The organism is Rubrivirga marina (assembly GCF_002283365.1).
GTDB lineage: Bacteria > Bacteroidota > Rhodothermia > Rhodothermales > Rubricoccaceae > Rubrivirga > Rubrivirga marina.
In genome coordinates, this window is record NZ_MQWD01000001.1 from 2,400,090 (window position 1) to 2,418,019 (window position 17,930).

General features: G+C 71.9%; 17 protein-coding genes. 12 read left to right on the forward strand and 5 right to left on the reverse strand.

Annotation, left to right across the window (positions count from 1 at the left end):
* The first annotated feature begins 134 nt into the window (after positions 1-134).
* On the forward strand, positions 135-1,259 hold the full coding sequence (locus BSZ37_RS09790) for an App1 family protein phosphatidate phosphatase (protein ID WP_095510379.1): 1,125 nt from the start codon (positions 135-137) through the stop codon (positions 1,257-1,259).
* Positions 1,260-1,287: 28 nt separating this feature from the next.
* On the opposite strand, the gene gyrA is transcribed toward BSZ37_RS09790, so the two are convergent.
* The gene (gene gyrA / locus BSZ37_RS09795) at positions 1,288-4,014 is read right to left on the reverse strand and encodes a DNA gyrase subunit A (protein ID WP_425442615.1); all 2,727 of its coding nucleotides are present in this window, start codon (positions 4,012-4,014) and stop codon (positions 1,288-1,290) included.
* 222 nt (positions 4,015-4,236) lie between these two features.
* On the opposite strand from gyrA, the gene BSZ37_RS09800 reads away from it, so the two are divergent.
* The 4 genes from BSZ37_RS09800 (at position 4,237) to BSZ37_RS09815 (ending at position 8,106) form a co-directional block, all read left to right on the forward strand.
* A complete protein-coding gene (locus tag BSZ37_RS09800) occupies positions 4,237-4,920 on the forward strand; it encodes a response regulator (protein WP_095510381.1) in 684 nt (227 codons plus the stop codon).
* A 125-nt stretch (positions 4,921-5,045) separates the two neighbouring features.
* Positions 5,046-5,552 carry a hypothetical protein gene (locus BSZ37_RS09805; protein WP_095510382.1) on the forward strand — a complete coding sequence of 169 codons (507 nt, stop codon included), beginning with the start codon at positions 5,046-5,048 and terminating at the stop codon, positions 5,550-5,552.
* A 138-nt stretch (positions 5,553-5,690) separates the two neighbouring features.
* Positions 5,691-7,142 carry a pyruvate kinase gene (gene pyk, locus BSZ37_RS09810; RefSeq protein WP_095510383.1) on the forward strand — a complete coding sequence of 484 codons (1,452 nt, stop codon included), beginning with the start codon at positions 5,691-5,693 and terminating at the stop codon, positions 7,140-7,142.
* Positions 7,143-7,326: 184 nt separating this feature from the next.
* The gene (locus BSZ37_RS09815) at positions 7,327-8,106 is read left to right on the forward strand and encodes a hypothetical protein (protein WP_095510384.1); all 780 of its coding nucleotides are present in this window, start codon (positions 7,327-7,329) and stop codon (positions 8,104-8,106) included.
* Between the two features lie 68 nt (positions 8,107-8,174).
* Here the strand turns inward: BSZ37_RS09815 and BSZ37_RS09820 are convergent, their stop codons facing one another.
* From BSZ37_RS09820 to BSZ37_RS09830, 3 genes are read right to left on the reverse strand one after another with little or no spacing between them, the layout of a single operon-like run.
* A complete protein-coding gene (locus tag BSZ37_RS09820; RefSeq protein ID WP_095510385.1) occupies positions 8,175-8,756 on the reverse strand; it encodes a MogA/MoaB family molybdenum cofactor biosynthesis protein in 582 nt (193 codons plus the stop codon).
* A gap of 24 nt (positions 8,757-8,780) precedes the next feature.
* A complete protein-coding gene (yidD, locus tag BSZ37_RS09825) occupies positions 8,781-9,056 on the reverse strand; it encodes a membrane protein insertion efficiency factor YidD (RefSeq protein WP_245838622.1) in 276 nt (91 codons plus the stop codon).
* A 59-nt stretch (positions 9,057-9,115) separates the two neighbouring features.
* Positions 9,116-10,432 carry a Glu/Leu/Phe/Val family dehydrogenase gene (locus BSZ37_RS09830; protein WP_095510386.1) on the reverse strand — a complete coding sequence of 439 codons (1,317 nt, stop codon included), beginning with the start codon at positions 10,430-10,432 and terminating at the stop codon, positions 9,116-9,118.
* 245 nt (positions 10,433-10,677) lie between these two features.
* Here BSZ37_RS09830 and BSZ37_RS09835 point away from each other — a divergent pair, with 245 nt between their 5' ends.
* On the forward strand, positions 10,678-11,448 hold the full coding sequence (locus BSZ37_RS09835) for a TrmH family RNA methyltransferase (protein WP_218830463.1): 771 nt from the start codon (positions 10,678-10,680) through the stop codon (positions 11,446-11,448).
* Here the strand turns inward: BSZ37_RS09835 and BSZ37_RS09840 are convergent.
* Positions 11,445-11,933, reverse strand: a complete 489-nt coding sequence (locus BSZ37_RS09840) for a DUF4864 domain-containing protein (protein ID WP_095510388.1) — start codon at positions 11,931-11,933, stop codon at positions 11,445-11,447. The genes BSZ37_RS09835 and BSZ37_RS09840 overlap by 4 nt on opposite strands.
* 166 nt (positions 11,934-12,099) lie before the next feature.
* On the opposite strand from BSZ37_RS09840, the gene BSZ37_RS09845 reads away from it, so the two are divergent.
* The 6 genes from BSZ37_RS09845 (at position 12,100) to BSZ37_RS09870 (ending at position 17,912) form a co-directional block, all read left to right on the forward strand.
* Entirely contained in the window at positions 12,100-12,711 is a 612-nt protein-coding gene (locus BSZ37_RS09845) for a GNAT family N-acetyltransferase (RefSeq protein WP_095510389.1), read from the forward strand.
* A gap of 8 nt (positions 12,712-12,719) precedes the next feature.
* Positions 12,720-13,940 carry an alanine dehydrogenase gene (locus BSZ37_RS09850; RefSeq protein ID WP_095510390.1) on the forward strand — a complete coding sequence of 407 codons (1,221 nt, stop codon included), beginning with the start codon at positions 12,720-12,722 and terminating at the stop codon, positions 13,938-13,940.
* A gap of 178 nt (positions 13,941-14,118) precedes the next feature.
* Positions 14,119-15,228, forward strand: a complete 1,110-nt coding sequence (gene alr, locus BSZ37_RS09855) for an alanine racemase (protein WP_095510391.1) — start codon at positions 14,119-14,121, stop codon at positions 15,226-15,228.
* A gap of 139 nt (positions 15,229-15,367) precedes the next feature.
* Positions 15,368-16,072, forward strand: a complete 705-nt coding sequence (locus BSZ37_RS09860) for a winged helix-turn-helix domain-containing protein (RefSeq protein WP_095510392.1) — start codon at positions 15,368-15,370, stop codon at positions 16,070-16,072.
* Between the two features lie 67 nt (positions 16,073-16,139).
* On the forward strand, positions 16,140-17,639 hold the full coding sequence (locus BSZ37_RS09865) for a sensor histidine kinase (RefSeq protein ID WP_218830464.1): 1,500 nt from the start codon (positions 16,140-16,142) through the stop codon (positions 17,637-17,639).
* Positions 17,640-17,912 carry a TfoX/Sxy family DNA transformation protein gene (locus BSZ37_RS09870; RefSeq protein WP_281253023.1) on the forward strand — a complete coding sequence of 91 codons (273 nt, stop codon included), beginning with the start codon at positions 17,640-17,642 and terminating at the stop codon, positions 17,910-17,912.
* Positions 17,913-17,930 lie beyond the last annotated feature (18 nt).

Here is a 17,930-nt window from a genome sequence, read left to right on the forward strand (position 1 = left end):
TCCCGCTCCTGGGGTCGTCCGCCTCGGCGTCTCGCCGGGGGGGCGGAGCTTGCGAGCCGAGGCCGCCCGTCCTCGCTGGAGGTGGGACCGGCCCCGCACGGCCGCGCGTAGGCCCCGGCCCGCCCTGCCGTCTCGTGCCGAACCCGTTCCTCTCCGCGCTCGTCGCCGCCGAGCGTGCCGTCGACCATTCCGTCTCTCGCATCCGCCGCCGCTTCGGACTCTGGGACGACCTCCACGTCCTCCCGTACCACGGCCTCGGCAGGCCCGACCGCGTCCGCCTGCTCGGCCGCGTCCTCGACGACGAGGAGGTCGACCACGAAGGAGCGCTGACCCGGTGGGAGAGCGTCCGTCTGAACGCCCGCCGGTTCCTCAGCGACGAGGTGCCCCACGCCCGGCTGGCCGTCACCCTCGGCCGCCGGACCGTCGAGGTGACGACGGACGACGACGGGTTCTACGACCTCGACCTCGCCGCCGATCTCCCCGACGGTCCCCTCTGGCGGGAGGCCGTCGTCCGCCTCCTCGAGCCCGCCGAGGCCGACCGCCCTGCGCCCGAGGTGGTCCACCGTTTCCAGGTGCCGCCTCCCGGCGCCCGGTTCGTCCTCGTCTCCGACCTCGACGACACCGTCGTGCGGACCGGCGCCACCGACAAGATCCGGTTCGCGCGCGTGGTGATGCTCAACAACGCCACCACGCGCGAGGTCTTCCCCGGTGTCGGCGCGTGGTACCGGGCGCTGGGGGAGGAGGGCGGCGTGGCGACGAACCCCGTCGTCTACCTGTCGTCGTCGCCGTGGAACCTGTACCGCCAGTTCGTCGGGACGCTGGAGCACCGCGACGTGCCGCCGGGCGCCGTGTACCTCAAGAACTTCGGCGTCGACCCCGGGGTGTTCATCAAGTCCGGCCACCTCGACCACAAGCTCGCCCGGATCCGCGAGGTGCTGAGCTTCTACCCCGACCTTCCCGCCGTCCTCGTTGGCGACAGCGGGCAGGAGGACGCCGAGATCTACCAGCAGGCCGTCGCCCGGTACCCGGGCCGCGTCCGGGCCGTGTTCATCCGGGACGTGGGCGACCCGGCGCGGACGCGGGAGGTCGACCGGATCGCCCGCGACGTTGAGGCCCGCGGCGTCCCGATGCGCAGGATCGAGACCACGGCCGAGGCCGCCGAGGCCGCCGCCGAGCTGGGGCTGATCGAGGCCCGGGCCGTCGAGCGCGTCCGCGAGGCCGCCGCTCGCGAACGGGGCGAGGTCGACGGGAGCGCCTGACCCGGCCCGCCTCGGCGCCGAGGCGGGCCTACTCGTCCGCCTCGGGCGCGTCGTCCGCGGCTTCGGTGGGGACCGCGTCGCCGTCGGTCGCGAGGATCGCGACGTCCTCCTCGTCCTCGATCACCACGCGGGCCACGTCGGCGATCGCGTCGTGGTCCTTGAGCCGGAGGATGCGGACGCCCTGCGTGTTGCGGCCGTACGTCGAGATGTCCGAGACGGCCATCCGGATCATGATGCCGGCCTCCGTCGCGATCATCAGCTGGTCGTCGTCGAGCACGCTCTTGAGCGCCACGAGGGGGCCCGTCTTCGCCGTCGTCTTCTGCGCGAGGACGCCCTTGCCGCCGCGGCTCTGGAGGCGGAACGTGTAGTTCGAGTTCGTCTCGCCGTCCTCGCCGCCTTCTTTCAGCGTCTCGACCGGCGTCCGCTTGCCGAAGCCGTTCTGCGAGATCGTCAGCACCTGGGCGCCGTCGCGGCGCACGGCGATCATCCCGACGATCTGCTCGCCGTCGGGGAGCTTCATGCCGCGCACGCCGCGGCTCTTCCGGCCCATCGACCGGACGTCCGACTCGTGGAACCGGATGGCCTGGCCCTCTGACGACCCCAGGAGGATCTCCGTGCCGCCATCCGTGAGGTGCGCCTCGATGAGCTGGTCGCCGTCGACGATGTCGATCGCGATGATGCCGGTCACGAGCGGCCGCTTGAACGCGCTGAGCGCCGTCTTCTTGACGAGCCCCTGCTTCGTCGCCATCGTGACGAAGTGGTTCTCGAGGAAGTCGTCGTCGCGGAAGTCCTCCTTCTTGAGCGCGATGACGGCGCGGACGCGGTCCTCGGCGTCGATCTGGATGAGGTTCCGGATCGAGCGGCCCTTCGCCGTCCGCGAGCCCTCCGGCACGTTGTAGACCCGGAGCCAGTAGCACTGGCCGTGGTCGGTAAAGAAGAGGAGGTAGTCGTGGGCGCCGGCCGTGAACAGGTGTTCCACGAAGTCCTCGTCGCGCGTCCCCGTCCCGCGGTGCCCGGTCCCGCCGCGGTTCTGCGACCGGTACTCGTCGATGGCCGTCCGCTTGATGAGGCCCTGGTTCGTGATCGTCACCACGACGTGCTCGTCCTCGATGAGGTCCTCGAGGTCGATGTCCCCGCCGCCCATGATGTCGATCTCCGTCCGTCGCGGGTCGGCGTACTTCTCGGCGACCTCGCGGAGCTCGTCCGCGATGATCTGCATGCGGAGGTCGCGGGAGGCGAGGATGGCCTGGAGCCGCTCGACCTCTTGGAGGATGTCGCGGTACTCGGCGGCGATCTTGTCGCGCTCCAGCCCGGTGAGGCGGCTGAGGCGGAGGGCGAGGATGGCGTCGGCCTGGGCCGAGCTGAGCCACGGCTGCGGCGTGAAGTCCTCCCGCGAGAGCGCGTAGCCCGTCGCCTCGCGCTCGCCGGTGATCTCCACCGGCGACCGCTCCGGCAGCCCGAGGCGGTCGCGCTGCTCGGCCGAGAGCCGCTGCGGGTAGACGCCCCGCATGAGGTTGACCTTGGCCGCGTCGGTGTCGGCGGAGTGGCGGATGATCGAGATGACCGCGTCGAGGTGGTCGAGCGCGATCGTCAGGCCCTCCAGGATGTGCGCCCGCTCCTCGGCCTTGCGGAGCTCGAACTCCGTCCGCCGGACGACGATCTCGTGACGATGATCGACGTAGTGCCGAATCATGTCCTTCAGCCCCAGCGTCTTCGGCCGACCGCCCACCAGGGCGATCATGTTCATGCCGAAGGTCTGCTGGAGCTGGGTGTACTTGAACAGCTGGTTCTTCGTGACCTCCGGGACCGCGTCACGGCGGAGCTCCATCACGATCCGCATCCCGTCGCGGTCCGACTCGTCGCGGAGGTCGGCGATGCCGTCGACCTTCTTGTCGCGGACGGCGTGGGCGATCTTCTCGATTAGTGTCGACTTGTTGACCTGGTACGGGATCTCGGTCACCACGAGCGCCTCGCGCCCGACGCCGTCGCCGCCGCGGCGCTTGATCTCCTCCTCGTGCATCTTGGCGCGCATCACCACGCGCCCGCGGCCCGTCCGGTACGCCTCGCGCACGCCGCCGACGCCGTAGATCACGCCGCCCGTCGGGAAGTCGGGGGCCGGGATGTGCTCCATGAGCACGTCGAGCTCGACCTCCGGGTCCTCGATGTACGCCACGATCCCGTCGACGAGCTCGCCGAGGTTGTGCGGCGGGATGTTCGTCGCCATCCCGACCGCGATGCCGGAGGCCCCGTTCAGGAGGAGGTTCGGGAGCGCCGCCGGCAGGACCGACGGCTCGTTCAGCGACCCGTCGAAGTTGGGCGTGTAGTCGACGGTCTCCTTGTCGAGGTCGCGGAGCAGTTCCTCCGAGAGCCGCGTCAGGCGGGCCTCGGTGTAGCGCATGGCCGCCGCCGAGTCGCCGTCGATCGAGCCGAAGTTGCCCTGCCCGTCGACGAGCGGCCCGCGGACGTTGAAGTCCTGGGCCATCCGGACGAGCGCGTCGTAGACCGACTGGTCGCCGTGCGGGTGGTACTTGCCGAGGACCTCGCCGACGATGCGCGCCGACTTCTTGTGGGCCCGACCGGCGGCCAGCCCCAGCTCCTGCATGCCGTAGAGCACGCGCCGCTGGACCGGCTTGAGCCCATCGCGGACGTCGGGCAGCGCCCGGCTCACGATCACCGACATCGAGTAGTCGATGTAGGAGGACTTCATCTCCTCCTCGATGTTGATCGGGATGATGCGCGAGGCGCTGTCGGGGATCTCAGCCATGGGGCGAAAACAGGGGCGGGGGGATCTCGGCGAAGATACCGAAAGCCAGCGACGCCGACCTGTCACAGGGCACCCTCTGACCTGCCTCGGCGGGGACTTCGACGGCACCTCACGGACCGCCCTTGGGGGAAACCCTCACGCACTTTCGGCGCGGATGGCTGCGGCTCCGCCTCGAAGCTGTGGTACCCTTTTCCCCCGCTTCTCCTGCTCGCCATGGATTCCGCCCCGACGAACGGCGCTCGCGTCCGCATCCTCATCGTCGACGATCACCCCATCGTCCGCCAGGGGCTCGAGCGGCTCGTCGAGCGCGAGCCCGACCTCGAGATCGTCGCCGAGGCCGCCACGGCCGACGAGGCGCTGGGGGTGATCGACTCGGAGGAGGTCGACTTCGTCGTGCTCGACATCGGGCTCAAGCAGGGGTCGGGCCTCGACGTGATCGGCCAGATCCGCGCGCGCCGCGACGACCTGCCCGTCCTCGTCCTGTCGATGCACCAGGAGCGGTTCTACGCCGAGCGGGTGCTCCGCAACGGGGCCCAGGGCTACGTCATGAAGCAGGGCGACCCGAGCGAGATCATCCCGGCCATCCGGCGGATCCTGTCCGGGGACCTCTACCTCAGCCCGGCCCTCGCCGACGAACTCGTGCGCCGGGCCGTCGAGGGCCCCGAAGAGAGCCGCCCGCCCGCCGAGCAGTTGTCCGATCGCGAGGCCGAGGTCGTTCGCCTCATCGGTGGCGGGATGTCGACGCGTGAGATCGCGGGGGAGCTCAACCTCTCGGTCAAGACCATCGAGAGCTACCGCGCCAACGTCAAACGGAAGCTGGGGCTCCGGAGCGGCGCCGAGCTGGCCCGCTTCGCCTACGACTGGACGAGCCGGTCGATGGGCGTCACGGCGGGGTAGGGCGAGCGACAGCGTCCGCCTCGGCGCGGCGTCGGTCCGAGCGGTTCGGCCCGGACGACCGAGGCGGGCGGAGTTGAGGCCGCGTCCCCGCCGGCCGATACCCCGGCGGAACTCCTCGCACCGCCATGCGCCTCCTCGGCCTTCTCGTCGCCCTCGCCGCCGTTGCGGCGCCCGCCTCCGCCCAGCAGCGGTTCGTCCAGGCCTGCGCCGCGTCGCCCGACGTCCAGCAGGTTGAGGGGATCGACGCCGGCCAACTCTGCGGCTGCGTCGCCGAGCGGACGATCGCCCGCGGCATCCCGGCCGCCGACCTCGACCGGAGCATCGAGTACTCCTCCGCCGACCTCGCCTCCGCGCCGGACGAGATCCGCGCCGTCGCCGAGGCGGCGATGGAGGCGACCGTGCCGTGCGCGCTGGCACAGGCCGGAGTCACCGAGGCGATGATGGACGGCGTTGCAGCGGCTTCCCCGGCTCCGGAGGCCCCCGCGGCCTCGGCCGTGACGGGGACGCCCGTGCCGATGCCCGCCGAGCCCGCGCCGACGGTGTACTCGGGCCTCCGCACGGGGGACGGGACGGGCTCCGTCCGCGTCGAGCAGGAGGGGAAGGGCGGCGCCATCCGGATCCTCGGCGAGTGAGCGGGGGGCACCCCGCCGTGTCAGCCGTGCCGATGAGATTTAGCGGGCCCGCCGCGCAGGTCGCGCGGGGCGAGGCGTAGGTTGGACCCGCCGCACACGTCGCGGCGTCCCCTTCTGCCCGTCCTCTCAGCCCGACCCATGCCCCGGCCCACGCCCCGTCGTACGAAGATCGTCTGCACGCTCGGCCCGGCCGTCGCCTCCCGCGAGGGCGTCCGCGCGCTCATCGGGGCCGGGATGGACGTGGCCCGACTCAACTTCTCGCACGGCTCGCACGACGATCACCGCGAGATGATGGAGATCGTCCGCGAGGAGGCGAAGGCGGCGGGGCGCGTGGTCCCGATCCTCCAGGACCTCCAGGGGCCGAAGATCCGGCTCGGCAAGGTCAAGGACGGCGGCGTGCTCATCCACAAGGGCGCGCCGCTCGTGCTCACGAGCGAGCGGATGGACGAGGGGACCGCCGAGCGGTGCTACGTGAGCTACGACGCGCTCGCCGAGGAGGTCTCCGAGGGCAATCGGATCCTCCTCGACGACGGCCACCTCGAGCTCGTCGTGACCCGCGTCGACGGCAACGACGTCCACACCGAGGTCGTGGTGGGCGGGCCGCTGCGGAGCCGGAAGGGCGTCAACCTGCCGAAGCTCAAGACGGCCCGGCCGTCGCTCACCGACAAAGACCTCGCGGACCTCGCCTTCGGGCTCGACCACGACGTCGACTTTATCGCCCTGTCGTTCGTCCGCTCGGGGTCCGACGTCGAGGACATCAACCGGCGCATCCGGGCCGCTGGCAAGGACATCCCGGTGATCTCGAAGATCGAGAAGCCCGAGGCCGTCGACGACTTCGAGGCGATCCTCGCGGCGACGGCCGGCGTGATGGTGGCCCGCGGCGACCTCGGCATCGAGATCCCGATGCAGGAGGTCCCGATCGTCCAGAAACAGCTCATCCGGGCCTGCCTCGAGGCGGCCAAGCCGGTCATCACGGCGACCCAGATGCTCGAGTCGATGATCGAGAACCCGCGCCCGACGCGGGCCGAGGCGACCGACGTCGCGAACGCCGTGCTCGACGGGTCCGACGCGGTCATGCTCTCGGGCGAGACGGCGGCCGGGAAGTACCCCGTCGAGGCCGTCCGGATCATGGACGAGATCGTTCGTCAGGCTGAGGCCAACCGGCGCGTGCTCGGCGGGCGACAGGCCATGGAGGCGGTCTCCGACGCCGCGCAGCCCGTCTCCGACGCCGTCTCGTACACGGCCGTCCGGCTGGCCGACGAGACCCGCGCGGAGGCCATCTGCTGCCTGACCCACTCGGGCTCGACGGCCCGAGCGATCGCCAGCCACCGGCCCGGCGTCCCGATCTACGCCTTCACCGACGACGAGGCGGCGCTCGGCCGGATCGCCCTGACGTGGGGCGTCGAGCCCATCGCCATCGGGTTCCAGGAGCACACCGACGACGGCGTCCGGACGGTCCACCAGCAGCTCCTCGAGCGGGGCGACTACGAGCCCGGCACGCGGATCGTCATCACGGCCGGGCTCCCGCTGCCGGCCATGGGGCTCACGAACATGGTCCACGTGTCGTCGCTGGGCGAGGACTGGGTGTAGGGGATCGGGCGAGGCACGACCCGGCACAGGAGGATTAGGGAGGAGTCGAACGCGACGCCGTGCCGAGGCGCGTCGGTTTGCCCGAGGTGGTCCGCCTCGGCGTCGAGGTGGGAGGGGGCGAGGGAGGAACGGGGGGCGGTGGCGGCCCGTTGAGATCGGCCCCTCTTTCTCCCGTCCCCCACTCATGGCCCGCTTCCTCTGCGCCGTCCACGCCACCGACGGCGCCCCCCGTGCCTACGCCATCGTCGAGGTCCTCGGCGACGGCTCGGCCCCGACCTACGCCGTCCGCGACCTCCGCCGCGTCACCGGTGACGACCCGCTCCGCGCCGTCCTCGACGCGATCGGGAGCGAGAAGCAGTATGCCGGGCAGACGACGCTCGTGACGTCGGGCGGCCAGGCCGTCGCCGACGCGTTCCACGAGATCGGCCCGAGCGCCGTCGCCGTCCACGTCGGCTCCGGCGATTCGGACGCCCACGACGTTCCGGCGCAGGTCCTCGTCGACACGTTCGAGCGGCTCTACCGCGACGGCGCCATCGACGCTCCAGGCTCGCTCGATGCGGCCTCCGAAGCCATCGAGGCGATGTACGCCTCCGCCGACCTCGAGGCCGCCGCGCCGGATTCCGACCGCGACGCCGAGGGCGACCTCGACGACGACGGGACCGACGGCCCGGACGCCGTCGTCGTCGAGCAGTCCGGCTCGGCCGCCAACACGTCGACGGAGGTCATCAAGGCCCCGATCACGGCCAACGAGGCGAGCGCTGCCGCCGTGGATGCCCGTGAGCCGCAGGCCCGCATCGCGTCCGCGACCGGCGGGGAGGTCGACCTCGGCGACCACGAAGACGTGGCGCTCGCGCTCGCGCTAGCGTGCTGGTACGGAGAGGCCTCCCGCGACGACCTCCCCCAGACCGACAAGGCCGACGAGGCGCTCGCCAACCGCGTCAACCGCCCGACGCGCCGGAACTAGCCCCGGTGATTCAGAGTCGCGCCCCGCCGGTCCGCCTCGGGGAGTCGCCCGACGTGGGCCGAGTCGGACTAGAGGCCGGAGCCGGCGGGCTCGACGGGGAACTGGGGGCGCGGCGGCGGCTTCGCGGCCGGCTGGCGGACGGCCTCCCACACGAGGTGCTGGAGGTCGGGCAAGATGAGCCGGTGGAGCGCGAGGTCGACGGCGGCCGTCGAACCGGGGCAGCAGAACAGGAGCGTCTCGGGGTCGCCGTCCTCGGGTCCGTAGAGCCCAGCCGTCGCCCGCGAGAGCATCGCCGCGGCGCCGATCTCGTCGTACGACAGCATCCGGAACAGCTCGCCGAAGCCGGGCAGGGGCTTCTGGATCAGCCGGTCGGCGACCTCGATGGTCCGGTCGCGGCGCCCGATGCCGGTCCCGCCCGTGGTGATGACGGCCTCGACGCGGCCGGCGAGGTGGAGCAGGACGGCCCGGATGGCCTCGCCGTCGTCGGGCACGATCCGGTAGAACTCGAGCGTGTGGCCGGCCTCGCGGACCCCGTCGCAGAGGAGCTTCCCGCTCGTGTCGTCGGCCTCGGTGCGGGAGTCGGAGGCGGTGACGACGGCGCAGGCGACGGGCGTGTCGCGGGCGAGCGTACGGTGGAGGTCGGCGGACATGCGGGGGTGAGCGTGGGGCCGCTCTCACCCCGGGCCGGCACCGTCCGTTCCTGCGTTCTCCCCGAACCAGCGCGGCGGGTCGTGTCCGTGGCCGCCCCACGGGTTGCACCGGAGGATGCGCCACGCGGCGAGGATCGTGCCCCGGACGGCGCCGTACTCGCGGAGCGCTTGGACCGCGTATTCCGAGCACGTCGGGGTGTAGCGGCACGACGCCGGGAGCCACGGCGAGATGGCCCCCTGGTACAGTCGAACGAGCCCGACGAGCGCCAGACGCGGAAGACGCCAGAGGGTGGGGAGCACGGACACGATGGGGAGAGCGTGGGACCGGACAACGGGCCCCACGCTCTACGTCCTACGCCCTAGGCGTAGATCCCCCGCATCTTCAGCGCGCCGGCCACCTTCTCGATGGCGATCACGTACGCACCGATCCGCATGGACGTGTCGTAGCGCTCGGCGGCGTCGTAGACGCGGTCGAAGGCGGCGCGCATCATCCGGTCGAGCCGGCGGTTCACGCGGTCCTTCGTCCAGAAGTAGCCCTGGCGGTCCTGGACCCACTCGAAGTACGAGACGGTCACGCCGCCCGCGTTGGCGAGGATGTCCGGGATGACGAGGACGCCGTTCTGCTGGAGGATCTCGTCGGCGTTCGGCGTCGTGGGGCCGTTGGCGCCCTCGGCCACGATCTTGGCCTTGACGTCGGCCGCGTTCTTGGCCGTGATCTGGTTCTCCTTGGCGCACGGCGCCAGCACGTCGACGTCGAGGGTGAGGAGCTCCTCGTTCGAGATCGTCTCGGCGCCGTCGAAGCCGGCGAGCGACCGGCCGTGCTCGGCGGCGTACTCGATGGCCGCGTCGACGTCGATCCCCTTCGGGTTGTAGTACCCGCCGGAGACGTCGCTGACGGCGACGATCGTGCAGCCCTGCTCGCGGAGGAGCTGGGCCGCCACCGACCCGACGTTGCCGAAGCCCTGGACGGCGACCGTGGCCTGGCCCGGGCGCATCCCGAGGCGGTCCATCGCGCCGAGCGTCGTCGTCATGACGCCGCGGCCGGTCGCCTCGCGCCGGCCCTCGGAGCCGCCGATGAGGAGCGGCTTGCCGGTCACGACGGCCGTCTCGGTGCGGCGGGCGTGCATCGAGTACGTGTCGAGCAGCCACGCCATGACCTGCTCGTTCGTGTTCATGTCGGGCGCCGGGATGTCCTTGTCCGGCCCGAACACGTCGAGGAGGTTGGCCGTGTAGCGCCGCGTGAGCCGCTCGATTTCGCCGGCCGACATCTCGGACGGATCGCAGCAGACGCCGCCCTTGGCCCCACCGAACGGGACGCCGACGACGGCGCACTTCCACGTCATCCACGCGGCCAGCGCCTTGACCTCGTCGACGTGGACGTCGGGCGCGAACCGGATGCCGCCCTTCGACGGCCCGAGCACCTCGGAGTGGATCACGCGGTAGCCCTCGAACACCTTGAGCCGGCCGTCGTCCATCACGACCGGGATGCTCGTGATGTGGATCCGAGTGGGCGAACGGAGGACGTCGTAGAGGCCGGGGTCGAGCTTGAGGAGGTCGGCGGCGACGTCGAACCGCTCCATCATCGACTGGAACGGGTTCTCCTTGTCGACGGGCGGGGCGGGCTCTTGGTAGATCGCGCGCGTCTCGACGTCGCGCTTGAACGGGGTGGCGGGCATGGCGTCCCGGCGGACCGGGGGAGGGCGGGGGGAGGGCGCCCGGAAGGTAGAGCGCGGAAGCGCTTCCGAACAGGCGGAACAGGAAACTACCCCGCCTATCGGTGGGCACGCCGCTCCGTTCCATCTCCGCGAGGCGTTCATGGATCGGAGGGCTTCGGGGCCCGGAAATGGCGCATCTCGACTCCCACCGGAGTTGGCGAAGGGGCCCCGGTGGGCCCACCTTCCAGCCTTCACCGACGCGTCCCGTGACCCGCCAGCAGCTCAAAGACCTCGCTCAGCTCTCGCGCTCGAAAGGCCGCCGCCAGCAGGGGCGGTTTCTGGTCGAGGGCGTCCGGTCGGTCGAGGCGGCCGTCGACGCGGGGGCGCCGGTCGAGGCGGTCCTCGTCACGGCCGAGGCGGCCGGGGACCACCGCGTCGCGGCACTTCTGGAGCGGACGGGCGCGGTCGTCCACACGGTCGCGGCGCGCGATCTCGACCGGGTCGGCGATGCGCGCACGTCGCAGGGCGTCCTCGCCGTGTCGCGGTCCGTCGTCGGCGACGGCGCGGGCCCGGTCGACGCGCCCGTCCTCTTGCTCGACGGCGTACAGGACCCCGGCAACGTCGGCGCCCTCGTACGGACGGCCGCGTGGTTCGGCGTCAGCACGGTCGTCGGCGACGAGGACACGGCCGACTTCGAAAACCCCAAAGCGGTCCGTGCCTCGATGGGTGGGATTTGGGACGTGGCGTTGGTCCGGGTGCCCGACCTCGGGGCCAGCCTCGACCGACTCGCCGGCGACGGCGTCGCGCTGTGGGGCGCCGACCTCGGCGGCACGTCCGTTACCGAGTGGGCGCCGGGACGCTCGGCCGCGCTCGTCATGGGGAGCGAGGCGCACGGACTGTCCGACGCAGTCGCCGAGCGGCTCCGGCACTCGGGCGGCGGCCTGGTCCACATCCCCGGCGCGGAGGGCGCGCGGGGCGTCGAGTCGCTCAACGTGTCGGTGGCCGGCGGCGTGCTGCTGGCGCGCTGGCTCGGCTAGATCCGCGTGGTCGTGGCCTCCGGCAGCGGGCGGCGCGTGACGCCGTCCGTCATCCAGCAGCCGTCGAACAAGCCGCCGTCCTGGCGCGAGAGGATGAACACGTAGACCGCCCGGCGGCCGTCGTCGTGCGTCAGCGTCACACGCTGGGCGGCCCGGTCGTCCTCGACCGCGATCCGCCCGAAGTCGGCCCGCGCGAAGTCGAGCATGTCGCCGTAGACGGGCCCTTTGACCATCGCGGCGAACCGGTCGAGGGGCCCCGTCGCCACCTGGTTGGCCGGCGACGCGAACCGGAAGGCCGTCTCGATGCCGGCGTCGGGAGACGGGTCGTCGTTGCGTTGGAGCGCCTCGACCTGGATGCGGACGACCTCGGCCGGCGTGAGGTCGGGCGAGGGCTCGGGCCCGCCGTCGGCCTGCCCGGCCAGGAGGAGCGCGGCGGGAAGGAGCAGCACGGCGAGGGCGGCAGTGACGGGGTGGACGGTCGGCATGGGAGTCGGCGCGGGCGACGGGTGCAGTGACGCGAGCGGGCCCAGCCTGGTCCCCCGCGCCCGGATATGGGGGATGGTCTGACATGAGCGCGCCGACCTTCACCGGGACGCGCGCTCGGATCCCGCCCGGCCGCCGCGCGTCCCCGGTCCTCACCGACTGCCCGCCATGGAGTCCCGCGTCCGCCGCGCGACCGTCACGTCGTACGACCCCGCCCGCCTCGGGGAGGCCATGCGCGCGGCGTTCGCCGACGACTCCGCCAGCACGTTCCTGTGGCCCGACCCCGAGACGCGCGACGAGGGGCTGCGTTGGTACTACGGCGTGCTGGTGCCCCGGCTCGGCTTCGGTGGCGGGCGCGTCTACGTGGCCGAGAGCGGGGCCGGCCAGTCGGTGTGGATCGCCCCCGGGAACGGCATCACGGTCCCTGCCGCGGTACGGGCCGGCGCACTCCGGTTCGTCTCGCGGTTCGGCGTCGCGGCGTCGCTCCGCCTCAAGCGGCTGGCCGACACCATCGACGCGCTCCGTGCCGAGGCGGCCCCACCCGGCCACTGGTACCTCCTGCTTCTCGGCGTCGACCCCGAGGCGCAGGGGACCGGCCTCGGCGAGGCCCTCATGGCCCCGCTCTTCGAGGAGGCCGACGTGAACCGCCGCGCGGTCTACCTCGAAACGTCGACGCCGTCGAACCTCCCGTACTACCGACGGCACGGGTTCGAGGTCGTCGGCGAGCGCCGGGTGCCGGGGGCACACCGGTACTGGGGGATGGCCCGCCCTCCGGTGTAGCTTGCAGGATGGAGATCCCTGCCATCCAAGGCCTGAAGGTCGAGTCGTCGCTGATGCCGCTGGAGAAGCCGTCGCAGCTCGGCGAGCGCCAGCAGCGCCTCCGCATCGGCGTGCCGAGCGAGTCCGGCAACGCGGAGCGCCGCGTCGCGCTCTCGCCCTACGCCGCCGCGCTCCTCGTCTCGACGGGCCACGAGGTCCGGATCGAGGCCGGGGCCGGGGCCGAGGCCCAGTTCAAGGATTCCGAGTACGCCGACGCCGGGTGCGACGTGGTCGACTCCGCGGCGCAGGTCTACGGCGAGAGCGACCTCATCGCGAAGGTCTTCCCCCCGCGGGCCGACGAACTCGACCTCATGCGCGAGCGGCAGGTCCTGATCTCGGCCCTCCACCTCGGCGGCCTCGAGGCCGAGACGCTCCGCCGGCTGATGGACCTCAAGGTCACCGGCATCGGCTTCGAGTTCATCGCCGACTCGGACGGGACGCTCCCGATCGTCCGGATGATGCACGAGATCTCGGGGTCGATGGCAGTCCAGACCGCGGCCCGGCTCCTGGAGTCGTCGGAGGGCGGGCGCGGCGTGATGCTCGGCGGGATCTCCGGCGTCCCTCCGGCGACGGTCGTGATCCTCGGGGCCGGCGTCATCGGCGAGTGGGCGGCGCGGACGGCCATCGGGTTCGGGGCCCACACGATCGTCCTCGACACGGACCTCACGGCGCTCCGGGCCATCGAGCACGTCCTCGACCGCCGCGTGACGACGGCCATGGCCAACCCGACCTACGTCGAGAGCGCCGTCAAGACGGCCGACGTCGTGATCGGCGCGGCCATGTCGATGGGCCAGCGCTCGCCTGTCGTGGTGACCGAGGAGATGGTGGCCACCATGCGGCCCGGCTCCGTCGTGGTCGACCTTGTCATCGACCAGGGCGGGTGCGTCGAGACGAGCCGACCGACGACGCCCTCGGACCCGACGTTCGTGTGCCACGGCGTCGTCCACCACTGTCTCCCGAACCTCCCCAGCGCCGTCGCGCGGACGGGCACGTTCGCGCTCTCGAATGCGCTCACGCCGTACCTCCTCGATATCGGCGAGGCCGGGAGCATCAACGACGCGCTGTGGTCGAACGTGAGCCTCCGCACGGGCGCCTACGTCTACCGCCGGCACCTCACCAAGAAGAGCCTCGCGGCCATGTTCAACATGCCGCACCGGGACATCGAGCTCCTCATCGCGAGCGGGATCTGAGGCGGCCCATCGGCGACGGTCCGGGCCGGGTCGTTCCGCCTCGGCGCCGAGGCGGGCGGAGCCGATCCGGTGGTGACGCGGCCGTGAAGACCGCGACGGGAGCGAGAGCGCGGCGCTCCGGGCTGGCAGTCCGTGACGGACAGAGGCACCTTCCACGCGCCACCTTCCACCGACCGCTGTGAGTCCCGAACGAGCCGTCGCCCTCCGCGCCGAGGTCGACCTCTCCGCCATCCGCCACAACGTCCGCCAGCTGGCGGGGCGGGGCGAGATCATGGGCGTCGTTAAAGCCGACGGATACGGGCACGGGGCGGTCCCCGTCTCACGGGTGCTGATCGAGGAGGGCGTCGGGTGGCTGGCCGTGGCGACGGTCCCCGAGGCCGCCGAACTTCGCGAGGCCGGCGTCCAGACGCGGATCCTCGTGCTCGCAGCGCCGCTGCCCGACTACCTGCCGGCCTACGAGGCCTTGGGCCTGGACGCCGTCGTGTCGTCCGTCGAGGTCGCGGACGCCGTGATCGGGCGCGCGCCGTTCGTGCCGGTCCACGTCAAAGTCGACACTGGGATGCACCGCCTCGGCGTGCCCCCGGAGGAGGCCGCCGGCACGGTCCGCCGGCTCACCGAGGCGGGCGTGGAGGTGGTGGCCGTCTGGACCCATCTCGCCACGGCCGACGCCGACGACCCCGGCTTCGCGCTCGAGCAGGTCCGCCGGTTCGACGGCGTGCTCCGGGACCTCGGCGCCGACGCCCCGCCGCTCGTCCACGTGGCGAACGGGCCGGCGCACGTCCGGCTCCCGCCGCTCACGTCGCGGCCCGCGCTGGTCCGCCTCGGCGGCGTGCTCTACGGGCTCGACTCCGACCGCGCGATGACGCCCGATACGGTCGACCTCCGGCCGGCGATGCGTCTCGTCTCCCGCGTCGTCCACCTCCAGACTGTGCCGCCGGGGGAGTCGGTCAGCTACGGGCGGACGTGGACGGCCGAGCGGCCGACGGTCATTGCCACGCTGGCCGTCGGGTACGCCGACGGAATCCCCCGCGCGCTCTCCAACCGGGGCGCGGTCGGCATCCGCGGCGCGCGGTATCCCATCGTCGGGCGCGTGTGCATGGACATGACGATGGTGTCCCTCGGCGACCCCGACGGGGCGGGCCGTGAGGTCCGCCGCGGGGACGAGTCGGTCCTGTTCGGGCGGGGCGGGCCGTCGGCCGAACAGACCGCGGCGGCTGCTGGGACCATCCCCTACGAGTTGACGACGGGCCTCACCCGTCGCGTGCCTCGCATCGTCTCCGACGGGTGACACGGGCGGAGGATGCCGGATGCGGACCCGGGATCGGGTTGTGTGAAGGCGGGGCAGAACCCGAGCGCGCCCGCCGTGTATATCGCAGAGCGCCCTCGGTTTGAGGGTTCCCCTCACCCGATCACCCAACCCTCGCCCCATGGCTACCTCCACTCCCCAGGAGATCACCATCCTCGTCGTCGACGACGAAGAGGACGTCGTCGAGATCATCTCCCACTTCCTCCGTGAGGAGGGCTACAACGTCCTCACCGCCCACGACGCCGACGAGGCCCTCTCGAAGGCGAGCCCCGACGTCGACGCCATCGTGCTCGACGTGATGCTCCCCGGCATGAGCGGGTTCGAGATCGCCAAGCGGCTCCGCGGCCGCGTCGAGACGGAGAAGATCCCGATCATCATGCTCACGGCGAAGACGGAGGAGACCGACCAGCTCGAGGGCCTCGCCAACGCCGACCAGTACCTCACGAAGCCGGTCAGCCCGCAGGTCGTCCTCGCCAACATCCGGGCGGTCCTCCGCCGGACGGGCACCGAGGAGAGCAAGACGCTCTCGGTCGCCGGCCTCACGATCTACGAGGACGAGTACCGGGCCACGCTCGACGGCGACGACCTCGGCCTGACGCTGACCGAGTTCGAGCTCCTCCGCTACCTCGTCCGCCACCCGCGCAAGGCGTTCACGCGCCAGCAGCTCCTGGAGACGATCTGGAAGGACGCCATGATGGTCACCGAGAGGACGGTCGACGCGCACATCAAGAACCTCCGCGAGAAGCTCGGCGAGTTCGCCAAGCACATCCAGACGGTCCGCGGCGTCGGCTACCGGTTCGTCGAGGAAGCCGAAGCCGAGGCCTGAGGAGAGGGCCTAGGGGGCGGGGCGGTTCGCCTCGTGCCCCTTGCCCCGTCCCCTTCGCCCGTTCACCATGCGCTGGCGCAACGTCCGCGAACTGCTCTACCCGCGTCGGGCCTCGACCCAGACGTGGATGATGCTGACGTTCGCCCTGTTCGTGGGGCTGGCCGTCGTGGGCGTCGGGCTGTACTCGTTCCTGATCCTCCGCGGGCAGGTGCGGGACGCGGCCCGGCAGACGCTCCGCGAGGAGGCCGAGCGGTTCGCGGTCCAGCTCGAGGCCGAGCCGGACCGGACGGCCATGCTCGACCTCGGCCAGCAGATCGCCCGGCTGACGCAGATCGACGTGGCCCTCGCCACGCGCGACCGGGTCATCGGTGACTTCGGCCCGTCGACCGAGGCGGACGGACTCGGGGAGGCGACGCCGTTTTTCGAGCGCGAGGAGGTCGTCGAGGCGCTCGCGGCCGCCGACGACGTCGGGTTCGCCGAACGGCGTGGGCCGGACGGCGGGGCGCGGCTCTACCTCGCGCTGTACCGGCCCCAGACGGGTCTCCTGATCCGCCTCGGGGAGCCGGTGCCCCAGCTCCTCCGGGCGATCCAGTCGCTCCAGGCGGCGCTCACGATCGGGATGGCGCTCGCGCTCCTGACCGCGCTCATCGGCGCGTGGCTGGCGGCGCGGCAGGTCACGCGCCCGCTCGTCGCCATCACGCGGAGCGCGCAGCAGATCAACGAGGGCGACCTCGACGGCCGGATCTCGGTCAAGACGCGGGCCGCCGAGTTCCAGGACCTCGCCCGGAGCCTGAACCACATGGCCGGCCGGTTCCGCGCCGACATCCACGAGCTCCAGCGGATGCAGCGGGTCCAGAACGAGTTCATCGGGAACGTCTCGCACGAGGTCAAGAACCCGATCTTCGCCGTGTTCGGCTACCTCGAGGCGCTCGCTAGCGAGTCGCTCCCGGCCGAGCAGCGGAAGCGGTACGCGCAGAAGGGGCTCGCCAACCTCCAGCGGCTCAACACGCTCTTCTCGGACCTCATCGAGATCGCCAAGCTGGAGTACCGCGAGGACCAGATCCGGCCGACCGCGTTCGACCTCCAGGACCTCATCGGGGAGATCGGCGAGATGCTCGACCCGAAGGCCGAGGCGAAGGGCCTCGAGCTGACCTACGACAACGACGCCCTCTGGGTCGAGGCCGACCGGAACCGGATCCGCCAGGTCCTGACCAACCTGATCGACAACGCCATCGCGTACTCCGACGAGGGGACCGTCAAGTGCCGGATGCGGCGCCACCTCGACAAGGCGCGCGTGGAAGTCGTCGATACGGGCCGTGGGATCCCGGAGGACCACCTCGACCGGATCTTCGAGCGGTTCTACCGGGTCGACGCGGCGCGCTCCCGGAAGGAGGGCGGGACGGGGCTCGGGCTGGCTATCGTCAAGCAGATCCTGGAAGCCCACGGCTCGACGATCCACGTCGAGAGCACGAAGGGCCGGGGCACGCGGTTCTGGTTCGAGCTCCCGCTCGCGGAGACGGCGGGCGGCGACGGCGCCGTGACCCAGGCCAAGACCGAGACCGCCTGAGTGCCGCGGCCGTCGTCGCTCAAAAACCTCGGGCCGAAGAGTGACGAGATGCTCGCGGCCGTCGGGATCGAGACGGCCGACGACCTCCGCGAGGTGGGCGCGGCGATGGCCTACCGGATGATGCGCCACCGCTTCGGACCGGGCGTCAACCGGCTCGCGTTGTGGGCGCTGGCGGGCGCACTGCAGGACCGCCACTGGACCAGCTTCACCGACGCCGAGAAGGCCGCGCTCGACGCCGACGCCAGCGGTGACCTCGACGTGGGCACCGCCTGACCTCGTCCGCCTCGGTGC

Coding starts and splice junctions, on each gene's coding strand:
- BSZ37_RS09800 (WP_095510381.1), top strand. CDS start 4,237: ATGGATTCCGCCCCGACGAACGGCGCTCGCGTCCGCATCCTCATCGTC.
- BSZ37_RS09805 (WP_095510382.1), top strand. CDS start 5,046: ATGCGCCTCCTCGGCCTTCTCGTCGCCCTCGCCGCCGTTGCGGCGCCC.
- pyk (WP_095510383.1), top strand. CDS start 5,691: ATGCCCCGGCCCACGCCCCGTCGTACGAAGATCGTCTGCACGCTCGGC.
- BSZ37_RS09815 (WP_095510384.1), top strand. CDS start 7,327: ATGGCCCGCTTCCTCTGCGCCGTCCACGCCACCGACGGCGCCCCCCGT.
- BSZ37_RS09820 (WP_095510385.1), bottom strand. CDS start 8,756: ATGTCCGCCGACCTCCACCGTACGCTCGCCCGCGACACGCCCGTCGCC.
- BSZ37_RS09830 (WP_095510386.1), bottom strand. CDS start 10,432: ATGCCCGCCACCCCGTTCAAGCGCGACGTCGAGACGCGCGCGATCTAC.
- BSZ37_RS09840 (WP_095510388.1), bottom strand. CDS start 11,933: ATGCCGACCGTCCACCCCGTCACTGCCGCCCTCGCCGTGCTGCTCCTT.
- BSZ37_RS09845 (WP_095510389.1), top strand. CDS start 12,100: ATGGAGTCCCGCGTCCGCCGCGCGACCGTCACGTCGTACGACCCCGCC.
- BSZ37_RS09850 (WP_095510390.1), top strand. CDS start 12,720: ATGGAGATCCCTGCCATCCAAGGCCTGAAGGTCGAGTCGTCGCTGATG.
- BSZ37_RS09860 (WP_095510392.1), top strand. CDS start 15,368: ATGGCTACCTCCACTCCCCAGGAGATCACCATCCTCGTCGTCGACGAC.
- BSZ37_RS09865 (WP_218830464.1), top strand. CDS start 16,140: ATGCGCTGGCGCAACGTCCGCGAACTGCTCTACCCGCGTCGGGCCTCG.